The organism is Microbispora sp. CA-102843, assembly GCF_050936215.1.
In the GTDB taxonomy this organism is placed as follows: Bacteria; Actinomycetota; Actinomycetes; order Streptosporangiales; family Streptosporangiaceae; genus Microbispora.
Map to the genome: position 1 here is coordinate 6,761,726 of NZ_JBNJNF010000001.1, position 16,697 is coordinate 6,778,422.

The 16,697-nt window shown below is 70.2% G+C and carries 19 protein-coding genes; 6 read left to right on the forward strand and 13 right to left on the reverse strand.

Annotated elements, in window-relative coordinates:
• Positions 1-18: 18 nt before the first annotated feature.
• Genes ACQEVJ_RS31320 through ctaC form a run of 3 tightly spaced genes read right to left on the reverse strand, consistent with a single transcriptional unit; the run spans position 19 to position 2,902 of the window.
• Positions 19-414, reverse strand: a complete 396-nt coding sequence (locus ACQEVJ_RS31320; protein WP_191050462.1) for a cytochrome c oxidase subunit 4 — start codon at positions 412-414, stop codon at positions 19-21.
• On the reverse strand, positions 411-2,075 hold the full coding sequence (gene ctaD / locus ACQEVJ_RS31325) for an aa3-type cytochrome oxidase subunit I (RefSeq protein WP_433107275.1): 1,665 nt from the start codon (positions 2,073-2,075) through the stop codon (positions 411-413). The genes ACQEVJ_RS31320 and ctaD overlap by 4 nt, the downstream gene beginning before the upstream one ends.
• Positions 2,072-2,902, reverse strand: coding sequence for an aa3-type cytochrome oxidase subunit II (gene ctaC, locus ACQEVJ_RS31330; protein WP_433107277.1), 831 nt, complete (start codon positions 2,900-2,902; stop codon positions 2,072-2,074). Before ctaC ends, ctaD begins: the two co-directional genes overlap by 4 nt.
• A 187-nt stretch (positions 2,903-3,089) precedes the next feature.
• Here ctaC and ACQEVJ_RS31335 point away from each other — a divergent pair, with 187 nt between their 5' ends.
• Together ACQEVJ_RS31335 and ACQEVJ_RS31340 are read left to right on the forward strand one after the other, a co-directional pair.
• Positions 3,090-4,223: a cysteine desulfurase family protein gene (locus ACQEVJ_RS31335; protein WP_433107279.1), complete on the forward strand. Its 1,134-nt coding sequence runs from the start codon at positions 3,090-3,092 to the stop codon at positions 4,221-4,223.
• A gap of 92 nt (positions 4,224-4,315) precedes the next feature.
• The gene (locus ACQEVJ_RS31340) at positions 4,316-4,537 is read left to right on the forward strand and encodes a sulfurtransferase TusA family protein (RefSeq protein ID WP_433113073.1); all 222 of its coding nucleotides are present in this window, start codon (positions 4,316-4,318) and stop codon (positions 4,535-4,537) included.
• A 10-nt stretch (positions 4,538-4,547) separates the two neighbouring features.
• On the opposite strand, the gene ACQEVJ_RS31345 is transcribed toward ACQEVJ_RS31340, so the two are convergent.
• Positions 4,548-5,534, reverse strand: coding sequence for a carbohydrate kinase family protein (locus tag ACQEVJ_RS31345; protein WP_433107281.1), 987 nt, complete (start codon positions 5,532-5,534; stop codon positions 4,548-4,550).
• A 178-nt stretch (positions 5,535-5,712) separates the two neighbouring features.
• Complete coding sequence (gene erpA, locus ACQEVJ_RS31350) at positions 5,713-6,066, reverse strand: iron-sulfur cluster insertion protein ErpA (protein WP_036321717.1); 354 nt, start codon at positions 6,064-6,066, stop codon at positions 5,713-5,715.
• A 196-nt stretch (positions 6,067-6,262) separates the two neighbouring features.
• On the opposite strand from erpA, the gene nadA reads away from it, so the two are divergent.
• Complete coding sequence (gene nadA / locus ACQEVJ_RS31355; RefSeq protein WP_433107283.1) at positions 6,263-7,417, forward strand: quinolinate synthase NadA; 1,155 nt, start codon at positions 6,263-6,265, stop codon at positions 7,415-7,417.
• Positions 7,418-7,509: 92 nt separating this feature from the next.
• Here the strand turns inward: nadA and ACQEVJ_RS31360 are convergent, their stop codons facing one another.
• Genes ACQEVJ_RS31360 through ACQEVJ_RS31380 form a run of 5 tightly spaced genes read right to left on the reverse strand, consistent with a single transcriptional unit; the run spans position 7,510 to position 10,775 of the window.
• Positions 7,510-8,256 carry a maleylpyruvate isomerase family mycothiol-dependent enzyme gene (locus ACQEVJ_RS31360; protein ID WP_433107285.1) on the reverse strand — a complete coding sequence of 249 codons (747 nt, stop codon included), beginning with the start codon at positions 8,254-8,256 and terminating at the stop codon, positions 7,510-7,512.
• Positions 8,257-8,271: 15 nt separating this feature from the next.
• Positions 8,272-8,820, reverse strand: a complete 549-nt coding sequence (gene pspAB / locus ACQEVJ_RS31365) for a PspA-associated protein PspAB (protein WP_433107287.1) — start codon at positions 8,818-8,820, stop codon at positions 8,272-8,274.
• 13 nt (positions 8,821-8,833) lie between these two features.
• The gene (gene htpX / locus ACQEVJ_RS31370) at positions 8,834-9,724 is read right to left on the reverse strand and encodes a zinc metalloprotease HtpX (protein ID WP_433107289.1); all 891 of its coding nucleotides are present in this window, start codon (positions 9,722-9,724) and stop codon (positions 8,834-8,836) included.
• Positions 9,724-10,002, reverse strand: coding sequence for a PspA-associated protein PspAA (gene pspAA, locus ACQEVJ_RS31375; protein WP_433107291.1), 279 nt, complete (start codon positions 10,000-10,002; stop codon positions 9,724-9,726). The genes htpX and pspAA overlap by 1 nt, the downstream gene beginning before the upstream one ends.
• Complete coding sequence (locus ACQEVJ_RS31380; protein WP_433107293.1) at positions 9,999-10,775, reverse strand: PspA/IM30 family protein; 777 nt, start codon at positions 10,773-10,775, stop codon at positions 9,999-10,001. The genes pspAA and ACQEVJ_RS31380 overlap by 4 nt, the downstream gene beginning before the upstream one ends.
• A gap of 171 nt (positions 10,776-10,946) precedes the next feature.
• Here ACQEVJ_RS31380 and ACQEVJ_RS31385 point away from each other — a divergent pair, with 171 nt between their 5' ends.
• Positions 10,947-11,582, forward strand: a complete 636-nt coding sequence (locus ACQEVJ_RS31385; protein ID WP_433107295.1) for a DUF3043 domain-containing protein — start codon at positions 10,947-10,949, stop codon at positions 11,580-11,582.
• 28 nt (positions 11,583-11,610) lie between these two features.
• Here ACQEVJ_RS31385 and ACQEVJ_RS31390 read toward each other — a convergent pair whose 3' ends face one another.
• Entirely contained in the window at positions 11,611-12,702 is a 1,092-nt protein-coding gene (locus ACQEVJ_RS31390) for an SMI1/KNR4 family protein (protein WP_433107297.1), read from the reverse strand.
• 65 nt (positions 12,703-12,767) lie between these two features.
• On the opposite strand from ACQEVJ_RS31390, the gene ACQEVJ_RS31395 reads away from it, so the two are divergent.
• Positions 12,768-13,766, forward strand: coding sequence for an aldo/keto reductase family protein (locus ACQEVJ_RS31395; protein WP_433107299.1), 999 nt, complete (start codon positions 12,768-12,770; stop codon positions 13,764-13,766).
• Between the two features lie 79 nt (positions 13,767-13,845).
• On the opposite strand, the gene ACQEVJ_RS31400 is transcribed toward ACQEVJ_RS31395, so the two are convergent.
• Entirely contained in the window at positions 13,846-14,052 is a 207-nt protein-coding gene (locus ACQEVJ_RS31400; RefSeq protein ID WP_079313380.1) for a hypothetical protein, read from the reverse strand.
• A 202-nt stretch (positions 14,053-14,254) separates the two neighbouring features.
• Complete coding sequence (locus ACQEVJ_RS31405; RefSeq protein WP_433107301.1) at positions 14,255-15,145, reverse strand: RNA-guided endonuclease InsQ/TnpB family protein; 891 nt, start codon at positions 15,143-15,145, stop codon at positions 14,255-14,257.
• A gap of 490 nt (positions 15,146-15,635) precedes the next feature.
• Between ACQEVJ_RS31405 and ACQEVJ_RS31410 the strand changes: the two genes are divergently transcribed.
• Complete coding sequence (locus ACQEVJ_RS31410) at positions 15,636-16,697, forward strand: bifunctional adenosylcobinamide kinase/adenosylcobinamide-phosphate guanylyltransferase (RefSeq protein ID WP_433107302.1); 1,062 nt, start codon at positions 15,636-15,638, stop codon at positions 16,695-16,697.

Consider the following 16,697-nt stretch of genomic DNA (forward strand, 5'->3'; position numbering starts at 1 on the left):
CCAGCGGGGTTCACGCAATCAGTGCGAGAAGTTGCCCCGGTAGTACTGGAACACGAACCCGATCATGCTCATGACCGTGCAGAACAGGCCGATGAAGAACAGCCACCAGCCGATCGCGAAACCGAAGAAGGTCAGCGCGGCCGACAGGCACACGAACAGCGGCCACCAGCTGTGCGGGCTGTAGAAGCCGATCTCGCCCGCGCCGTCGCTGATCTCGGCCTCCTTGTTGTCCTCCGGCTGGTCGCCGATGCGACGCGCGGTGAACAGCAGGTAGTAGCCGATCATGAGGGCCAGGCCGACGGAGATCGCCATGGCGGTGGTTCCGGTCGGCTCCTTGGACCAGAACCAGTAGACCACGTCCGCGGCGGCGAAGAAGACGCCGCAGAGCAGGAACATCCATCCCTGGATCTTCATCGGGACTCCTCCACCAGCTCAGGCTTGGCGGTGATGTGCGGGTACTTGAGGTCGAACGCCGGGCGCTCGGACCGGATCCGCGGCAGCGACACGAAGTTGTGCCGCGGCGGCGGGCAGGAGGTCGCCCACTCGAGCGAGCCGCCGAAGCCCCACGGGTCGTCCACGGTGACCTTGGGCGCCTTACGCCACGTCACCCAGACGTTGTAGAAGAACGGCAGGGTGGACAGGCCCAGCAGGAGCGCGCCGGCCGAGGAGACCATGTTCAGGTCGGTGAAGCCGTCGGCCGCCGAGTAGTCGGCGTACCGGCGGGGGAAGCCGATGACACCCAGCCAGTGCTGCACCAGGAAGGTCAGGTGGAAGCCGAAGAACAGCATCCAGAAGTGGACCTTGCCGATCTTGTCGTTGAGCATCTTGCCGGTGAACTTGGGCCACCAGAAGTAGAAGCCCGCGAACATCGCGAACACCACGGTGCCGAAGATCACGTAGTGGAAGTGCGCGACGACGAAGTAGGTGTCGCTGACGTGGAAGTCCAGCGGCGGCGACGCCAGGATGACGCCGGTCAGACCACCGAACAGGAAGGTCACCAGGAAGCCGACCGCGAACAGCATCGGCGACTCGAACGACAGGTGGCCCCGCCACATCGTGCCGATCCAGTTGAAGAACTTCACACCGGTCGGCACCGCGATGAGGAACGTCATGAACGAGAAGAACGGCAGCAGCACCTGTCCGGTGACGAACATGTGGTGCGCCCAGACGGTGACCGACAGGCCCGCGATGGCGATGGTCGCGCCGACGAGGCCGACGTACCCGAAGATCGGCTTGCGGCTGAAGACCGGCAGGACCTCGGTGATGATGCCGAAGAACGGCAGCGCGATGATGTAGACCTCGGGGTGGCCGAAGAACCAGAACAGGTGCTGCCACAGCATCGGCCCGCCGGTGGGCGAGTCGAAGATGTGGGCCCCCAGCTTGCGGTCGGCCTCCAGGGCGAGCAGCGCGGCGGCCAGCACCGGGAAGGCCAGCAGCACCAGGATGCTGGTCAGCAGGATGTTCCAGGTGAAGATCGGCATCCGGAACATCGTCATGCCGGGGGCGCGCATGGTGAGGATCGTGGTGATGAAGTTCACCGCGCCGAGGATCGTGCCGAGACCGGACATCGCCAGGCCCAGGACCCACAGGTCGCTGCCGAGCCCCGGCGAGGTCACCGCGTTCGACAGCGGCGCGTACGCGGTCCAGCCGAACGAGGCGGACCCGCCCGGGGTGAAGAAGCCCATCACGGCGATCGTGCTGCCGAACAGGTAGAGCCAGTAGCTCACCATGTTCAGCCGGGGGAACGCCACGTCAGGGGCGCCGATCTGCAGCGGCATCAGCTCGTTGGCGAAGCCGGCGAACAGCGGCGTCGCGAACATGAGCAGCATGATCGTGCCGTGCATCGTGAACAGCTGGTTGAACTGCTCGGTCGAGACCATCTGCAGCCCCGGCTGCGCGAGCTCGGCCCGCATCACCAGCGCCATGAGGCCGCCGATGAGGAAGAACACGAACGACGTGATCAGGTAGAGGTGCCCGATCACCTTGTGGTCGGTCGAGGACAGCCACTTGGCGATGACCGTGCCCTTGGTGTACGGCCGTGCGACGATGCCGGCCGGTTCCTGGATGGCGGTCACTGCGCACTCCCCGCCTGGCTCTTGATGTACTGGTCGAATTCGGCCTGCGGCACGAGCTTCACGGAGAACAACATCTTGCTGTGGTCGGTGCCGCAGAGCTCGGCGCATCGGCCGATGAAGACGCCCGTCTTGTTGAGCGTCGTGATCTGGAAGTGGTTCCGCACGTTGCCCGGGAAGACGTCCTGCTTGAACAGGAACGCAGGCACCCAGAACGAGTGGATGACGTCGGGCGAGTGCAGGTCGAACTCCACCTGGGTGTTGACCGGCAGCACGAGCTGCGGACCCTGCGGGTTCTCCGCGCTCTGCTTGCTGAGGTCCACCGGCACGCCCGCGACCACGGCCTTCTGACCCTGGTAATCGGTCGTGAAGCGCCAGCTCCACTGGTAGCCCTCCACGGCCACCTTGACCGGAGCGGCCTTGTCGATCCGCGTGATCTCGGTCTCGTCACGGGCCGTGAAGTAGAAGAAGACCGCCACCATGATGACCGGGACCACCGTGTAGAGGATCTCGATCGGCAGGTTGTAACGCACCTGCGGAGGCAGCTGATCGGGGCTGTTCTTCTTCTTACGGTGGAAGATGCACGCCCACAGGATCAGTCCCCAGACGACCACACCGGTGGCGAGAGCCGCGATCCAGCTCCCGTTCCAGAGCGTCTGGACGATGTCGGCCTGCTTGGTGACACCTTCCGGCATGCCCCCACGGGACCACTGATCGATCGCCTGGTTGCTACACGCCGTCCCGGACGCCACCAGCAGCGCCACGGCGGCGGCTCCGGGCAACCGGCGGCGTGCCCACGGTCGCCGTGTCGTACGGCGGGTCGGACTCACGGATCGCCTACCCCACAGATGAAGCCCAAGAGTTCCTCTCCTGGGCGGTTTTTCCAATTGACTCTTAGGTGAGACCGGCACGAACCTTGCGGCCGGTCTGCCCTTTACTTGGTTGAGTTCACGCTGGGGGACACATTAGCGCGGACCGGCGCCGCCCCTCTGAGCAGCCCCCGTTAATGTCCTAACTGTGGCCTACCTGGACGCGGCTTCGACCGAACCTCTCCATCCCGCGGCCCGTGACGCCTTGCTGGCGGCGATCGACGCCGGCTGGGCCGATCCCGCCCGCCTGTACGGCACGGCGCGCCGCGCCCAGATGTTACTGGAGCGCGCGAGGGCAGAGGTAGCCGAACTGATCGGCGCACGGCCCGACGAGGTGTCGTTCACCTCGTCGGGGACGCAGGCCGTCCACCTGGGGGTGCTCGGCACGCTGGCCGGCCGCCGCCGGGCCGGGACGCGGCTGGTGGCGGGCGCCGTCGAGCACTCCAGCGTCCTGCACGCGGGCGCCCTCCACGAGCGCTCCGGCGGCGAGGTGGAGATCGTGGGCGTGAGCCGTACGGGCCGGGTGGACGCCGATGCGTTCGCCGAGGCCGTCGCGCGGCCCGGCACGGCCCTGGCGTGCCTGCAGACGGCCAACCATGAGGTGGGGACCCTCCAGCCGGTCGAGGAGGCGGCGCGGGCCTGCCGCGAGGCGGGCGTGCCGCTGCTGGTCGACGCCGCCCAGTCGGCGGGCCGCCTGCCGGTCCCCGAGGGCTGGTCGGTCCTCACCGCGAGCGCGCACAAGTGGGGCGGCCCGGCCGGGGTGGGCGTGCTGGCGGTGCGCAAGGGCGTGCGCTGGCGCTCGCCGCTGCCCGAGGACGAGCGGGAGCGGCGGCGCGTGCCGGGGTTCGAGAACGTGCCCGCGATCGTGGCCGCCGCCGCGGCGCTGCGCGCCCGGACCGAGGAGGCGGAGACCGAGGGGCGGCGGCTGTCGGCCCTGGTCGACCGGATCCGCGCCGAGGTGCCCCGCCTGGTGCCCGACGTGGAGGTCATCGGCGACCCGGTCCTGCGGCTGCCGCACGTCGTGACGTTCTCCTGCCTGTACGTCGAGGGCGAGGCGCTGCTGACCGAGCTCGACAAGGCCGGTTTCGCCGTCTCGTCCGGCAGCTCCTGCACGGCGAGTACGCTTCGTCCATCGCACGTCCTGGAGGCAATGGGCGTGCTTACGCATGGGAATGTGCGGGTATCGCTGCCCCGTGGCGTGTCCGAGGACGACATCGATCGTTTCCTCGCGGTGCTCCCGGACATCGTGCGGCGGATCCGGTCGAGCTTGGGGGTGCACTGATGTGGCGCAGACGGACGGGCGGCGCCCGGCGGTCTCCCGAGGCGGCTCGGGCCGAGTCCGCCGAGCCGGTGCAGCCGGCGGAGCCGCCCGCGCTGACGATCGACGCGCTGGGCCGCAAGTGCCCCATCCCGATCATCATGCTGGCCGAGCGGATCAACCAGGTGGCGATGGGCGGCGTGGTCGCCGTGCTGGCCGACGACCCCGCCGCGTTCACCGACGTCCCGGCCTGGTGCCGGTTGAAATCACACGAGCACGTGGGGAGCTACGAGCTGCCCCAGGGCGGCTGGTCCATCCACGTGCGCCGCAACTACTGACAGACCGTTCTCAGGCGTAGTGGCAGCGGGCGTGCCGGCCCACCTCGTCGGCCGCCTCGGCGCCGTACGCCGCGGCGAAGCGCTCGAGGAAGGCTCGCTGGCTCAGCTCGTACTCCTGGCAGCCGATCCGCTCGAGCACGTGCGTGGCGGTGAGGTTGCCGATCTGGCCGCAGCGCTCCAGCGACAGCCCCCAGGCGAGGCCCGCGAGGAACCCGGCGCGGAAGGCGTCGCCGACGCCGGTCGGGTCGGCCTTGCCCAGCTCCGGGGCCGGCGAGATGTGCAGCGACGGCTCGCCCTTCCGGTCGATCCTGGCGCCCTTGGGCCCGAGGGTGGTCACGCGGACGCCGACCCGGTCGAGAATCTCCTCGTCGGACCAGCCGGTCTTCTGCTCGATCAGCCCGAGCTCGTAGTCGTTGCTGAACAGGTACGCCGCGCCCTCCACGAGCTGGCGGATCTCCTCGCCCGGCATGCGGGCGAGCTGCTGCGACGGGTCGGCGGCGAACGGGATGCCACGCTGGCGCGCCTCGTCGGTGTGCCGCAGCATCGCCGCCGGGTCGTTGGGGCTGATCAGGACGAGGTCGAGCCCGCCGAGACGCTCGGTGATCGGGCCCAGCTCGATCTCCCTCGCCTCGGCCATCGCGCCGGTGTAGAACGAGGCGATCTGGTTGTGGTCCTCGTCCGTGGTGCACAGGAAGCGCGCCGTGTGGTGCAGCTCGGAGATGTGGACCGAGTCGCAGTCGACGCCGTGGCGCTCCAGCCAGGAGCGGTAGTCGGCGAAGTCGGTGCCGACGGCGCCGACGAGGATCGGGGTGAGCCCGAGGCAGCCCATGCCGAAGGCGATGTTGGCCGCGCATCCGCCACGGCGGATCTGCAGATCGTCGACGAGGAACGACAACGACACCCGGTCGAGCTGCTCGGCGATGAGCTGGTCGCCGAAGCGGCCGGGGAAGGTCATCAGGTGGTCGGTGGCGATGGAGCCGGTGACGGCGATGCGCACGGGGTCATTCTCCTCGTTGTCAGCATCAGGAAGAAAGGGGCGGGGGCGTTGATCCCGCCGAACCTTCTGAGCGTACCGTCTCGGGACATGACGACGCCCCGCGCGGAGCGATCCGCGCGGGGCGCCCGACGCACGTTCCTTCGCACGCGGCCCGGCCTCGCCGGACGCGCGCTCGCCGTCAGTTGAACGAGTCGCCGCAGGCGCACGACCCCGTGGCGTTGGGGTTGTCGATGGTGAAGCCCTGCTTCTCGATGGTGTCCACGAAGTCGACCGTGGCCCCGACGAGGTACGGCGCGCTCATCCGGTCGGTGACGACGTTCACGCCGCCGAAGGTGGAGACCACGTCGCCGTCCATCGACCGGTCGTCGAAGAAGAGCTGGTAACGCAGGCCGGAACAGCCACCCGGCTGGACGGCCACCCGGAGCTGCAGCCCTTCCTCGCCCTGCTGCTCGAGCAGGCTCTTGACCTTGGCGGCGGCCGCGTCAGTCAGGATCAGGCCCTGCTGCGTGGTCTCGCTGCTCTCAACCGTCATGTGCTGACTCCCGCGTCTGCGCCAACCGCCCTTCGGGGCGGTCGATTGGTTCTGACGTCCTACCTAGACGCTACCAACACCCGTGAAGCCCTACACATTCCACGTGCCTCAGGGGCAACCGCGCGATGAACCAGGCGATGCGATGTGTAATGATTAGTCGTCAGTTAGACGATAAGTCCCCGAGGGGGTTGTGGTCGTGACGATCACCGAGACCGGCCTTCCGCTCTTCATCCTCGGCCGGGACACCGACCCGCACAGCGAGCGCGGCGTCGACTGCCCGGGCGAGCTGCCTCCCGCGTCCGATCCGACCCTCGTGGAGCGCGCCCGCGCGGCCAAGGAGCGGCTTGGCGACCGGTTGTTCGTGCTCGGTCACCACTACCAGCGTGACGAGGTCATCCAGTTCGCCGACGTGACCGGCGACTCGTTCAAGCTGGCCCGCGAGGCCGCCGCCCGGCCCGAGGCGGAGTACATCGTGTTCTGCGGTGTCCACTTCATGGCAGAGTCGGCCGACATCCTGACCGGTGACACGCAGAAGGTGGTGCTCCCCGACCTGGCCGCCGGCTGCTCGATGGCCGACATGGCGACCTTCAACCAGGTCGAGGACTGCTGGGACGCCCTGGAGGACGCCGGCATCGCCGACCGGGTGGTGCCGATCACGTACATGAACTCCAGTGCGGACATCAAGGCGTTCTGCGGACGGCACGGCGGCGCCGTGTGCACCTCCTCGAACGCGAAGCGCGCGCTCGACTGGGCCTTCGAGCAGGGCGAGAAGGTGCTGTTCCTGCCCGACCAGCACCTGGGCCGCAACACGGCCGTGCTGGAGATGGGGCTGTCGCTGGACGACTGCGTGGTCTACAACCCGCACCGCCCCAACGGCGGCCTCACCCGGGAGCAGCTGGAGAACGCGAAGATGATCCTGTGGAAGGGCCACTGCTCGGTCCACGGGCGCTTCTCCGCGGCCTGCGTGGACGAGGTGCGGGCCCGCATCCCCGGGGTGAACGTGCTCGTGCACCCCGAGTGCCGCCACGAGGTCGTGACCAAGGCGGACTTCGTCGGCTCGACCGAGTACATCATCCGCAAGCTGGAGGAGGCCCCGGCCGGGTCCTCCTGGGCCGTCGGAACGGAGCTGAACCTGGTGCGCCGCCTGGCCAACCGGTTCCCCGACAAGACCATCACGTTCCTCGACCGGACCGTGTGCTACTGCTCCACCATGAACCGCATCGACCTGCCGCACCTGGTCTGGGCGCTGGAGTCGCTGGCCGACGGCGAGGTCGTCAACCAGATCACGGTCGACGCGGACACCACCCACTGGGCCAAGGTCGCCCTCGACCGCATGCTCGCCCTGCCGTAGCAGTGGCCCTATGACGTGGGCGCCCCCGGATCTCCCGGGGGCGCCCGCGGCTTCAGATCCCGGCTTCAGGCCCGCGTCTTCAGATCCCGGCTTCAGATCTCGGCGCGCTCGCGCCAGAACCGCAGCAGCTCGTCGTCGCCGTGGACCGCGTCGGGCTCGCGCCGGTTCCACAGCGTCAGCATCAGGTCCCCGGCCGTCGGCGCGCGCACGATGACGTCGGCGGGGCCGTCGGACCTCTCGTAGGCGAACCCCTTGGGAGTGAGCCGCACGAGCCAGGCGAGACCGGTCCCGGTCCGCCATGAGATCGCCTCCCCGTCGCTCCTGAGCTCGGCGACGCGCGGCCGCCACCGGGCGTACGGGAGCACGTCGAAGAACTCCTCCACGCCGTCGGCCGCCACGTCCTCGTCGATCCGGGGGGCGATGCCGAGGGCGATCTCGGCGTCCGCGCGGTGGACGACGGTCTCGTGGAGCTGGCGGCGAGACCAGAACCGGGCGTGCCGATCCCCCGCCCATCCCCACATCTCCGTGTCCGGGTCACGGCTCTTCAGCGCGTCGGCGAGCTGTACGGCTCCCGCCTCCAGCCAGTCGGCGGCCTCGGCGAAGTCCTCGGGGAACCCGTGGTCCATCGCGGCGCGGTCGTATCGGCGGTCGGCGGCGTCCCGCACCATCGCGGCGGCCCACCGGTGCACGGCGCCGGTGTGCTCGGCCAGGTCCCTGAGGTCCCATCCCGGGCAGGTCGGCACGGGCGTGGTCCCGTCCCGTCCGCGTACGGCCTCGGCCATCTGGCCGATCTCCGCGGCCGCGGCCTCGGTGTGCCGCAGGTGGGTCCACTCGGTCATGAGGGCTCCCGAAGGTCAGAGGCCGGGGGCGCCCCAGACGGGAAACCAGCTCGCGAGCTCGGGCTCGATCTTGAGCTCGCGGTCCAGGACGCCGCGCACCTGCAGTTCCAGCGCGTTGTCGCGGCGCGGTTCGCCGGCGGGGACGAAGGGGTAGAACGTGCCGCGCTTGTAGAGATACACGATCGCCAGCTTCCTGTGCGAGGGGTCGGCGAAGGTGACGAGCGAGCACAGCAGCGACGGGCCGAACCCGGCCGACTCCAGGGACGAGTTGGCGGCGTGCAGGTCGGTCACGAGCCCGGCCACGTCGGAATTCCGCACCTGCAGCCAGGTGTAGCCGTAGGAGTCCCGGGAGATCTCGACCCTGCCCATCAGGGCCTCGATGTCCTGTTCGAGCCGGGCGAAGGCGCCGCCCTCGGCGGCGCGGAAGCACACCGAACCGGTTCCCGCCGGGGCGAAGCCGGTGGCGGCCTGCAACGTGACGGCGGCCGACGGCAGGGCGAACAGCGCGTCCAGGTCGGGTCTGGCGGGCTTGGAACGGCCGAGCAGGGCGTCGAACCAGCCCATCAGCGCCTCCTCATCAGCGACCCAGCGCCGCGGAGATCCTGGCGAGCTGGTCCAGCCGGCGCTCCAGCGACGGGTGGGTCGACAGCAGCGAGGCAACGCTCTGGCCCGACAGGGCGGGCGCGAAGTAGAAGGCGTTGAACGGCTGCGCCTCGCGCAGGTCCCTGGTCGGGATCCTGCCGATGTCGCCGCTGATCTTAACCAGCGCGCTGGCCAGGGCGCTGGGCTGCTGCGTGAGCAGCGCGCCCGCGCGGTCGGCGGCCAGTTCTCGGTAGCGCGACAGCGCCCGCGTCAGCAGGAAGCTGACGGCGTAGACCAGGGCGGAGACCGCGAAGATGATCAGGCCGATCGGAGGGCCGTTGTCGTTCCTCCGGCCGCCCAGACCGGTGTAGAGCGCGAAGCGCGTCATCAGTCCGGCCACGACCCCCAGGAACGAGGCGATCGTCATCACCGCCACGTCCCGGTGGGCCACGTGGGACATCTCGTGGGCCAGCACCCCTTCGAGTTCCCGGGCGTCGAGCCTGCGCAGGATGCCGGTGGTCACGCAGACCACCGAGTTCTTCTGGTTGCGCCCGGTGGCGAACGCGTTCGGGATGTCCGAGTCGGCGATCGCCACCCGCGGCTTCGGCATTCCCGCCATCGCGCTCAGCCGGTCGACGATCCCGTGAAGCTCGGGGGCCTCCTGCGGCGAGACCTCCCGCCCGTGCATCGCGAACAGCGCGATCTTGTCGGACAGGAAGTACTGCGCCAGCAGGAGACCCCCGGCGATCACGAGCACGCCGACAGCACGTACGCCCACCGCGACCAGGATGGCCACGAACGCGACGTAGAGCAGCCCGAGCAGGAACATCGTCACGGTCATCCGGACGGTGAGGCCGCGATCAGGGGCAAACCGCGTGGAGGCCATCAGCCAGGGATGAGCCCGGTGTCCCCGAGCATCTCCCGCACTTCCTCGATCGAGGCGTCGGCCGGCGGCAGGATCAGCTCGGACGGCTCCAGCGAGTCGTCCGGCAGGGCCTTGCCGACCTGACGCACCTTGTCGAGGAGTGCGTGCAGCTTCGTGCGGAACTCGGTCTCGTCGTCCGACTCGATCGCGGCTTCCAACTCGCCGTCGAGCTCGTTGAGGACGTCGATGTCGGCGGCGCCGATCTCGACCTGTCCCTCACCCATGATTCTGACGATCACAGTCCCTCCCCCGGCTGGCGCAGCTGCTGCGTGTGCTGCTGGCTGGACGGGGCGGCCTGGCCCTGCTGGCCGGGCTCGATCGCGCTCCTGGGTGCCGGGCCCTGGCCGAGCTCGGCCTTCATCTTGGCGAGCTCCAGCTCGATGTCCGAGCCGGCACCCATGCGGTCGAGCTCCGCCTGGATGTCGTCGCGCTGCCCGGTGAAGTCGTCCAGCGCGCCGCTGGCGAGCAGCTCGTCGATGGCGCCCGCGCGCGCCTGCATCTGCGCCGTCTTGTCCTCGGCCCGCTGGATCGCCAGGCCGACGTCGCCCATCTCCTCCGAGATGCCGGAGAAGGCCTCGTTGATCCGCGTCTGGGCCTCGGCCGCCGTGTAGGTGGCCTTGATGGTCTCCTTCTTCGTACGGAAGGAGTCGACCTTGGCCTGCAGCCGCTGGCTGGCGAGGGTGAGCTTCTCCTCCTCGCCCTGCAGGTTGCTGTACTGGATGCGCAGGTCGGCGATCTGGGCGTTGAGACCGTTGCGGCGGGTCAGCGCCTCGCGGGCCAGATCCTCGCGCCCGGCCGACAGGGCCTGCCTGCTCTGGTTCTCCAGCTTCGTGGCCTGCCCCTCGAGCTGGTTGATCTGCAGCTCCACCCGCTTGCGGCTGGTGGCCACGTCGGCCACGCCCCGGCGGACCTTCTGCAGCAGCTCAAGCTGGCGCTGATAGGAATAGTCCAGCGTCTCCCGCGGATCCTCCATCTTGTCCAGGGCCTTGTTGGCCTTGGACTTGAAGATCATGGAAAGTCTCTTCATCACGCTCATGCGCGTCGGCCGTCCCCTTCTCCAAGGTTGTGCGTGGGTGACCCCAGCCGTCTCAATCCCCTTGTCAGGCGGCGTAGCCGCCTGGGTTCACCCTACGCATAACGCGCGAGGGCGTCACTAAGTTGCACTCCCGGTAGGCTGGGCGACGTGTTCCGACGTCGCACTCAGACCTCCGCGGAGGACTCCCCCGTCCCTGTAGAGGATCCTAAGCCCCACGGCACCCCGGGGAAGGGCCGTCCCACCCCGAAGCGGAGCGAGGCGCAAGGCCGCCGCCGCTCCCCGGTGACCGCTCCGGCCAACCGCAAGGAGGCCTACCGCCTGGCGCGCGAGCGCGACAAGGCTCTGCGTGGCAAGCAACGCGAGGCCCTGCTGCGCGGCGACGAACGGGCGCTTCCGGCACGCGACCGCGGCCCGGTGCGCAAGTTCGCCCGCGACTGGGTGGACTCGCGGCGGCTGCCGGGGCAGTACTTCCTGCCCGTCGTGTTCGTCATCATGCTGCTGTCGATGGTGCCGTTCCCGATCCCGGTCCGCTCGGCCGTTCTCCTGGTCTACACGCTGTCCCTGCCGGTCGTGATGGTGCTCGTGCTGGCGAGCTCGTTCTTCGTGGCCTCGAAGGTGAAGAAGGAGGCGGCGGCGAAGTTCCCGGGCGAGGACCTCAAGGGCGTGGGCTTCTACGCGGCGATGCGCTCGTCCCAGATGCGCCGCCTGCGCTTCCCCAAGCCCGCGGTCCTGCCCGGCGGCATCCCGGTCGCCCTCAAGAACACGGCCGCCGCGAAGAAGTGACCCAGGCGGCCGCCTGACCTCGGCTGCCTCACTTCCACTCCAGGACGCCCTCGTGCACCACGGGGACCGACTCGCCCACCGGGCCGCCCTCGGCGAGGGCGTCCGCCGTGGCCGTGAGCAGCGCGTAGTACGACGACCACTCGTCCTCGTAGTACGGCAGCTCCCAGTCGGCCGAGCCCACGCCGCCCGTGGCGGAGTTCGTCACGAGGTAGTCGCCGAAGTCGGAGTCGTAGGCGAAGGGGATGCCTCCGCCCATCTCGCAGGTCTCGGGCCAGGACGAGACCAGCCCGCGCGCGCCCATGATCGCATAATGCGACGAAAACCGGAACGCCGCCGGCCCGCGGGCGCCGTTGTGGCGCAGCAGCGAGGCCCGCAGCGAGTCGGGGATGCGCATACCCAGCCGCGCCTCGGCCTTCGCCACCAGCCCGCGGCCGGCCGGCTTGTTCAGTGAGGCGTACGTCCTGGGGGCGTGCGCCTTCAGCCACTTCTCTATCCGCCGCCACTGCCGGTTCACCGCGGCCGTCACGCGCCGGGAGATCGGCCGTACGGCCGGGGTCGTGGAGCCCGTCTTCCTGAGCGCGCACGCCGGGTCGCGGGACGGCAGCGGCGGCTGGGCCACCGGCACGTCGGCGACCGGATCCGCGGACGGGACCGCGGGGGCGGGTTCGGCGTAGCCGCCCGCGTACGCCGCCCGCCCGGACGCCGTCTCGGCCCCTGGACGGAACACGGCGTTCTCCAGCAACTGCGACGTGAGCACGAGCAGGCCGAGCGCGACGAGCGCGGCGGTCCAGCGGCGCGCCTTCCTCCCGCGCGGCCGCTCGATCCGGGGGAGCCCGCCGAGGAGACGGACGATCGGCGCGGCGGCCTCCGGCCGGTCGTACCTCTCGAGGTCCTCGCTCGTGGGCCATCCGAGCACCGGCTCGGGACCGCGCCCGGCCGGGTCTTCCGCGTCCCGCGGCGGGGCACGGTGCGGAGCAGGCGGAGCAGGCGGAGCGGAGTGCGGAGCGGTGGCACCGGTACGGCGCCGGCGGGCGGCGACGACCAGCCCGGCGGCGACACCGGCGACCAGCGCGACGGCCAGAGCCAGTCGTACGGGGCGAGAAGCGATCAACCGGCGCACGCCGGGCACCCTACCGCGAAGCACTCCGGAGGAGTGGCGCGATGTCATGACCTAGGGTCGGACCCATGGAATACCGTCATCTTGGCCGCAGTGGCCTCATGGTCAGCGAGATCAGCTACGGCAACTGGATCACCCATGGGTCGCAGGTGGAGGAGGACGCCGCCGTCGAGTGCGTCCGCGCGGCTCTCGACGAGGGTGTCACGACCTTCGACACCGCCGACGTCTACGCCGGGACCAGGGCCGAGGAGGTCCTCGGCCGGGCGCTGAAGGGCGTGCGCCGCGAGTCGCTGGAGATCTTCACCAAGGTCTACTGGCCCACCGGGACGGGCAAGAACGACCGGGGGCTGTCCCGCAAGCACATCACGGAGTCGATCAACGGGTCGCTCCGCCGGCTGCAGACCGACTACGTCGACCTCTACCAGGCCCACCGCTTCGACGTCGAGACGCCGCTGGAGGAGACCCTCAGGGCCTTCGACGACCTCGTACGGCAGGGCAAGGTGCTGTACGTCGGCGTCAGCGAGTGGTCGGCCGACCAGATCGCCCGGGCCTTGAAGATCGCCGACGAGATGGGCTTCGACCGGCTGGTGTCCAACCAGCCGCAGTACTCGATGCTGTGGCGGGTCATCGAGGCCGAGGTCGTGCCGCTGTGCGAGAAGGAGGGCCTGGGCCAGATCGTCTGGTCGCCGATCGCGCAGGGCGTGCTGACCGGCAAGTACCTGCCCGGCCAGCCGCCGCCGGCCGGGTCCCGCGCCACCGACGCCACCGGCTCGGGGTTCATCGGCCGCCTGATGGACGACGACGTGCTGCGCCGGGTGCAGGACCTCAAGCCGATCGCGGCCGACCTCGGGCTCTCGATGGCCCAGCTCGCCGTGGCGTGGGTGCTGCAGAACCCGAACGTGTCGTCGGCCATCGTCGGGGCCACCAAGCCCGATCAGGTGCGCGACAACGTCAAGGCCTCGGGCGTGAAGCTCGACGCCGAGGTGCTCAGGAAGATCGACGACGTGCTGGGTCCGGTCGTCGAGCGCGACCCGGCCAAGACCGTCAGTCCGTCCGCGCGTCCCTGACGCCGTCTCCGGCCCCGCCGGACCGGTGTCGTCGCGGGGGTCGCGACCGCGCCCGTCGCGGTCCCGGCCCCCGCCCGGGTCACTCGGCGCGCAGGGACATCCCCGAGTATTCGACCCGCTCGTCCTCCATGAGCGTCACCTGCTCGACACCGGCCTCGAGCAGTTCGCGCCAGCTCTCCCCCAGCCACGACTCCGCGTCCGACTGGCTGGAGAAGATCTCCCGGGGCAGCGGCCGGTCCGTGACCTCGCCGCCGTTCGCGTCCTCGTAACGCCACCGCCAAATCATCCGCACCCGCTCCTTCGGTTCCTCGCCGCCCCCGCACCGCGAGTTCACGCCGGGGCCGGTACGGCACAAAGACCGTCCAGCCGGACCCTATCCTCTCTCTCCCCGGCGTCCACTCCCCCGTCGGCGCCGGGGACCCGGCGACACGGACGCGGAAAGGCAGCGGCACGTGACTCCTCCGCTCCCTGAAGGGAGCGGCTTCTCGCTAGGCCGCTTCCGCAGCGTCGCGAAGGGCAAGCCCTGCCCTGAGGATGTTGATCGCCGCGTTCACGTCGGCGTGCGCGGCATGCCCGCACGCCGTACAGGCGAACTCGGCTTGGGTGAGGCGGTTCTCCTTCGCGCAGTGCCCGCAACGCGAGCAGGTGCGGGAGGTGTTGCGGGGATCAACTGCGATCAGCTCTCGACCGGCGCTTTCAGCCTTGTGCGTGAGCACACGCAGGAACACCCCCCAACCCGCGTCCAGGATGCTCCGGTTCAGCCCGGACTTGGCCGCGACGTTCCGCCCGGGTTGTTCGATCGTGCCGGACGCGCTGCGGGTCATGTTGGCGATCCGCAGGTCCTCATGCACGATCACGTCATAGTTGCCGACCAGCGTGAGCGCCGCCTTGTGTGCGGTATCAAGACGTTGACGGCGGACCTTGGCATGCAGCACCGCCACCCGCGCGACGACCTTGCGCCGCCGCTTAGACCCGCGCTTGTTACGGGCGAGAGCCTGCTGGGCCGCCGCGAGACGGCCGGCAGACGCGGCCAGGTGGCGCGGGTTAACCAGGCGGTCACCGTCGCTGGTGGTGACCAGCGATGCCACGCCTATGTCCAGGCCCACGGCCGCGCCCGTCACGGGCAGGGATCCGGCGGGGACGTCATCGCACGACAGCACCACATACCAGCGGGAACCCTCCCGCTTGATACCGATCGTCTTCACCCGGCCCTGGACCGGGCGGTGCTGATGCACCCGCACGTGACCGATGCCCTGCAACCGGACGTAGGTCGTGGCCGGGTGCTCGGGCTGAGAGTCCCACCGGCAGCCGTCGCCATCCTTGGGCCACTCCACCGTGTCGAACCAGCCGCGCCCCTTGAATCGCGGGAACCCCGGCACGCGCCCCTCGCGGACCCGCCTGAAGAACGCGGCGAAGGCACGCGGCGAGTGCGGCAGTCTGCTTGGCCGTGGGGCGCAGCAGGAATTTGAACGACCGGCGCACACCCACCTCCCACGTTCAGTAATCAGATCACCACGCTACTGGAAGGCAACGACAAAACCCGGAGGGAGGAAGCGCGGAATCACCGGTCAGCCAAAGCAGACCGTCTCCTCCGCGCGACTTGGATGGACGTGACCTCCTGGTATCTCGAACAGACCAGCCCCGCCGACCTGCGGCGGGGACGGCCGCCCGCGGTCCCCGCACCACGTGGTACCCGAGGTCATACGCCGCACTGGGGGAGGTGCGCACCTGACGAGTCACACGATCATTATCAGCACCGTCCATCTAACCGCGCAGGTGAAAGGCATCCGCGATGAGCCCAGAGAGAAGAACAGTCAGGGACGGCATTCCCCCGTCGCCTGAAGGCGACGGTCCCCTGCCGAGGTTCTGATGGAGATCCGTCTGGAGGGAACCGGCGGCCCGGAGGGCTGGCCCGTCCCCGGCTGTCCCTGCGCGTCCTGCGGCCGGCTCGCCCCCGGCCACCGGCGTCCGGCCTCCGTCGTGCTCGACGGCAGCGTACGGCTCGCGGACGCCCGCCTGCCCGACGGCTACCTGGTCCGCCAGACGGCCGACGGCCGCGAGGTCACCGGCCCCGACGGCGGTCGCCTGCTGTACGCCGCGGGGCCCGCCACCGGCTCCCCCGGCCGGGACGCGGACCCGCCCTTCGACGTGGTGCTGATGGACCTGCCCGACCGGCCGGAGCGGCTGGGCGACCTGCGCCGCCGCGGACGGGTCACGCCCGCGACGCGGATCATCGCGGTGCACCTCGACCACCGCGTCCCCGCGGAGAGCGAACTGGCCCGCCGCCTCGGCCTGTGGGGCGCGACGGCCGTCCCCGACGGGACCGTCGTGGACACGGCGGGCGCGGAGGCGGCGCTCGCGGTGCAGCGACGAAGGGCGCGGCCACGCCGGACGCTGCTGCTGGGCGGGTCGCGGTCGGGCAAGTCCGAGGAGGCCGAACTCCGCCTGGCCGCCGAACCCGAGGTGACCTACGTCGCCACCGGGCCCTCGGGCGGCGACGATCCGGCCTGGCTCGCCCGTGTGCGGACCCACAGGGAACGGCGCCCGGCGCACTGGCGGACCCTGGAGACGACCGACCTCGTGACCGTCCTGTCCGGCGCCTCGGGGACGTTCCTCGTCGACGGGATCGGCACCTGGCTGGCCGCCGTGTTCGACGAGTGCGCCGCCTGGCCGGACGGCACGCCTGCGGACGACCACCGCGCCGCCCTCGACCGGGTCGCGGAGCGGTGCGACGCGCTGGCGGCCGCCTGGCGCGGCACCCGCGTCCAGGTGGTGGCGGTCAGCGACGAGGTGGGCCTCGGGGTGATCCCGGCCACCCCTGCCGGACGGCTGTTCCGCGACGCGCTCGGCCGCCTCAACCAGGCCCTCGCCCGCGAGTCCGAGGACGTCGCCCTGGTGGTCGCCGGCCGGGTCGTCCCGCTGCCCCTGTGA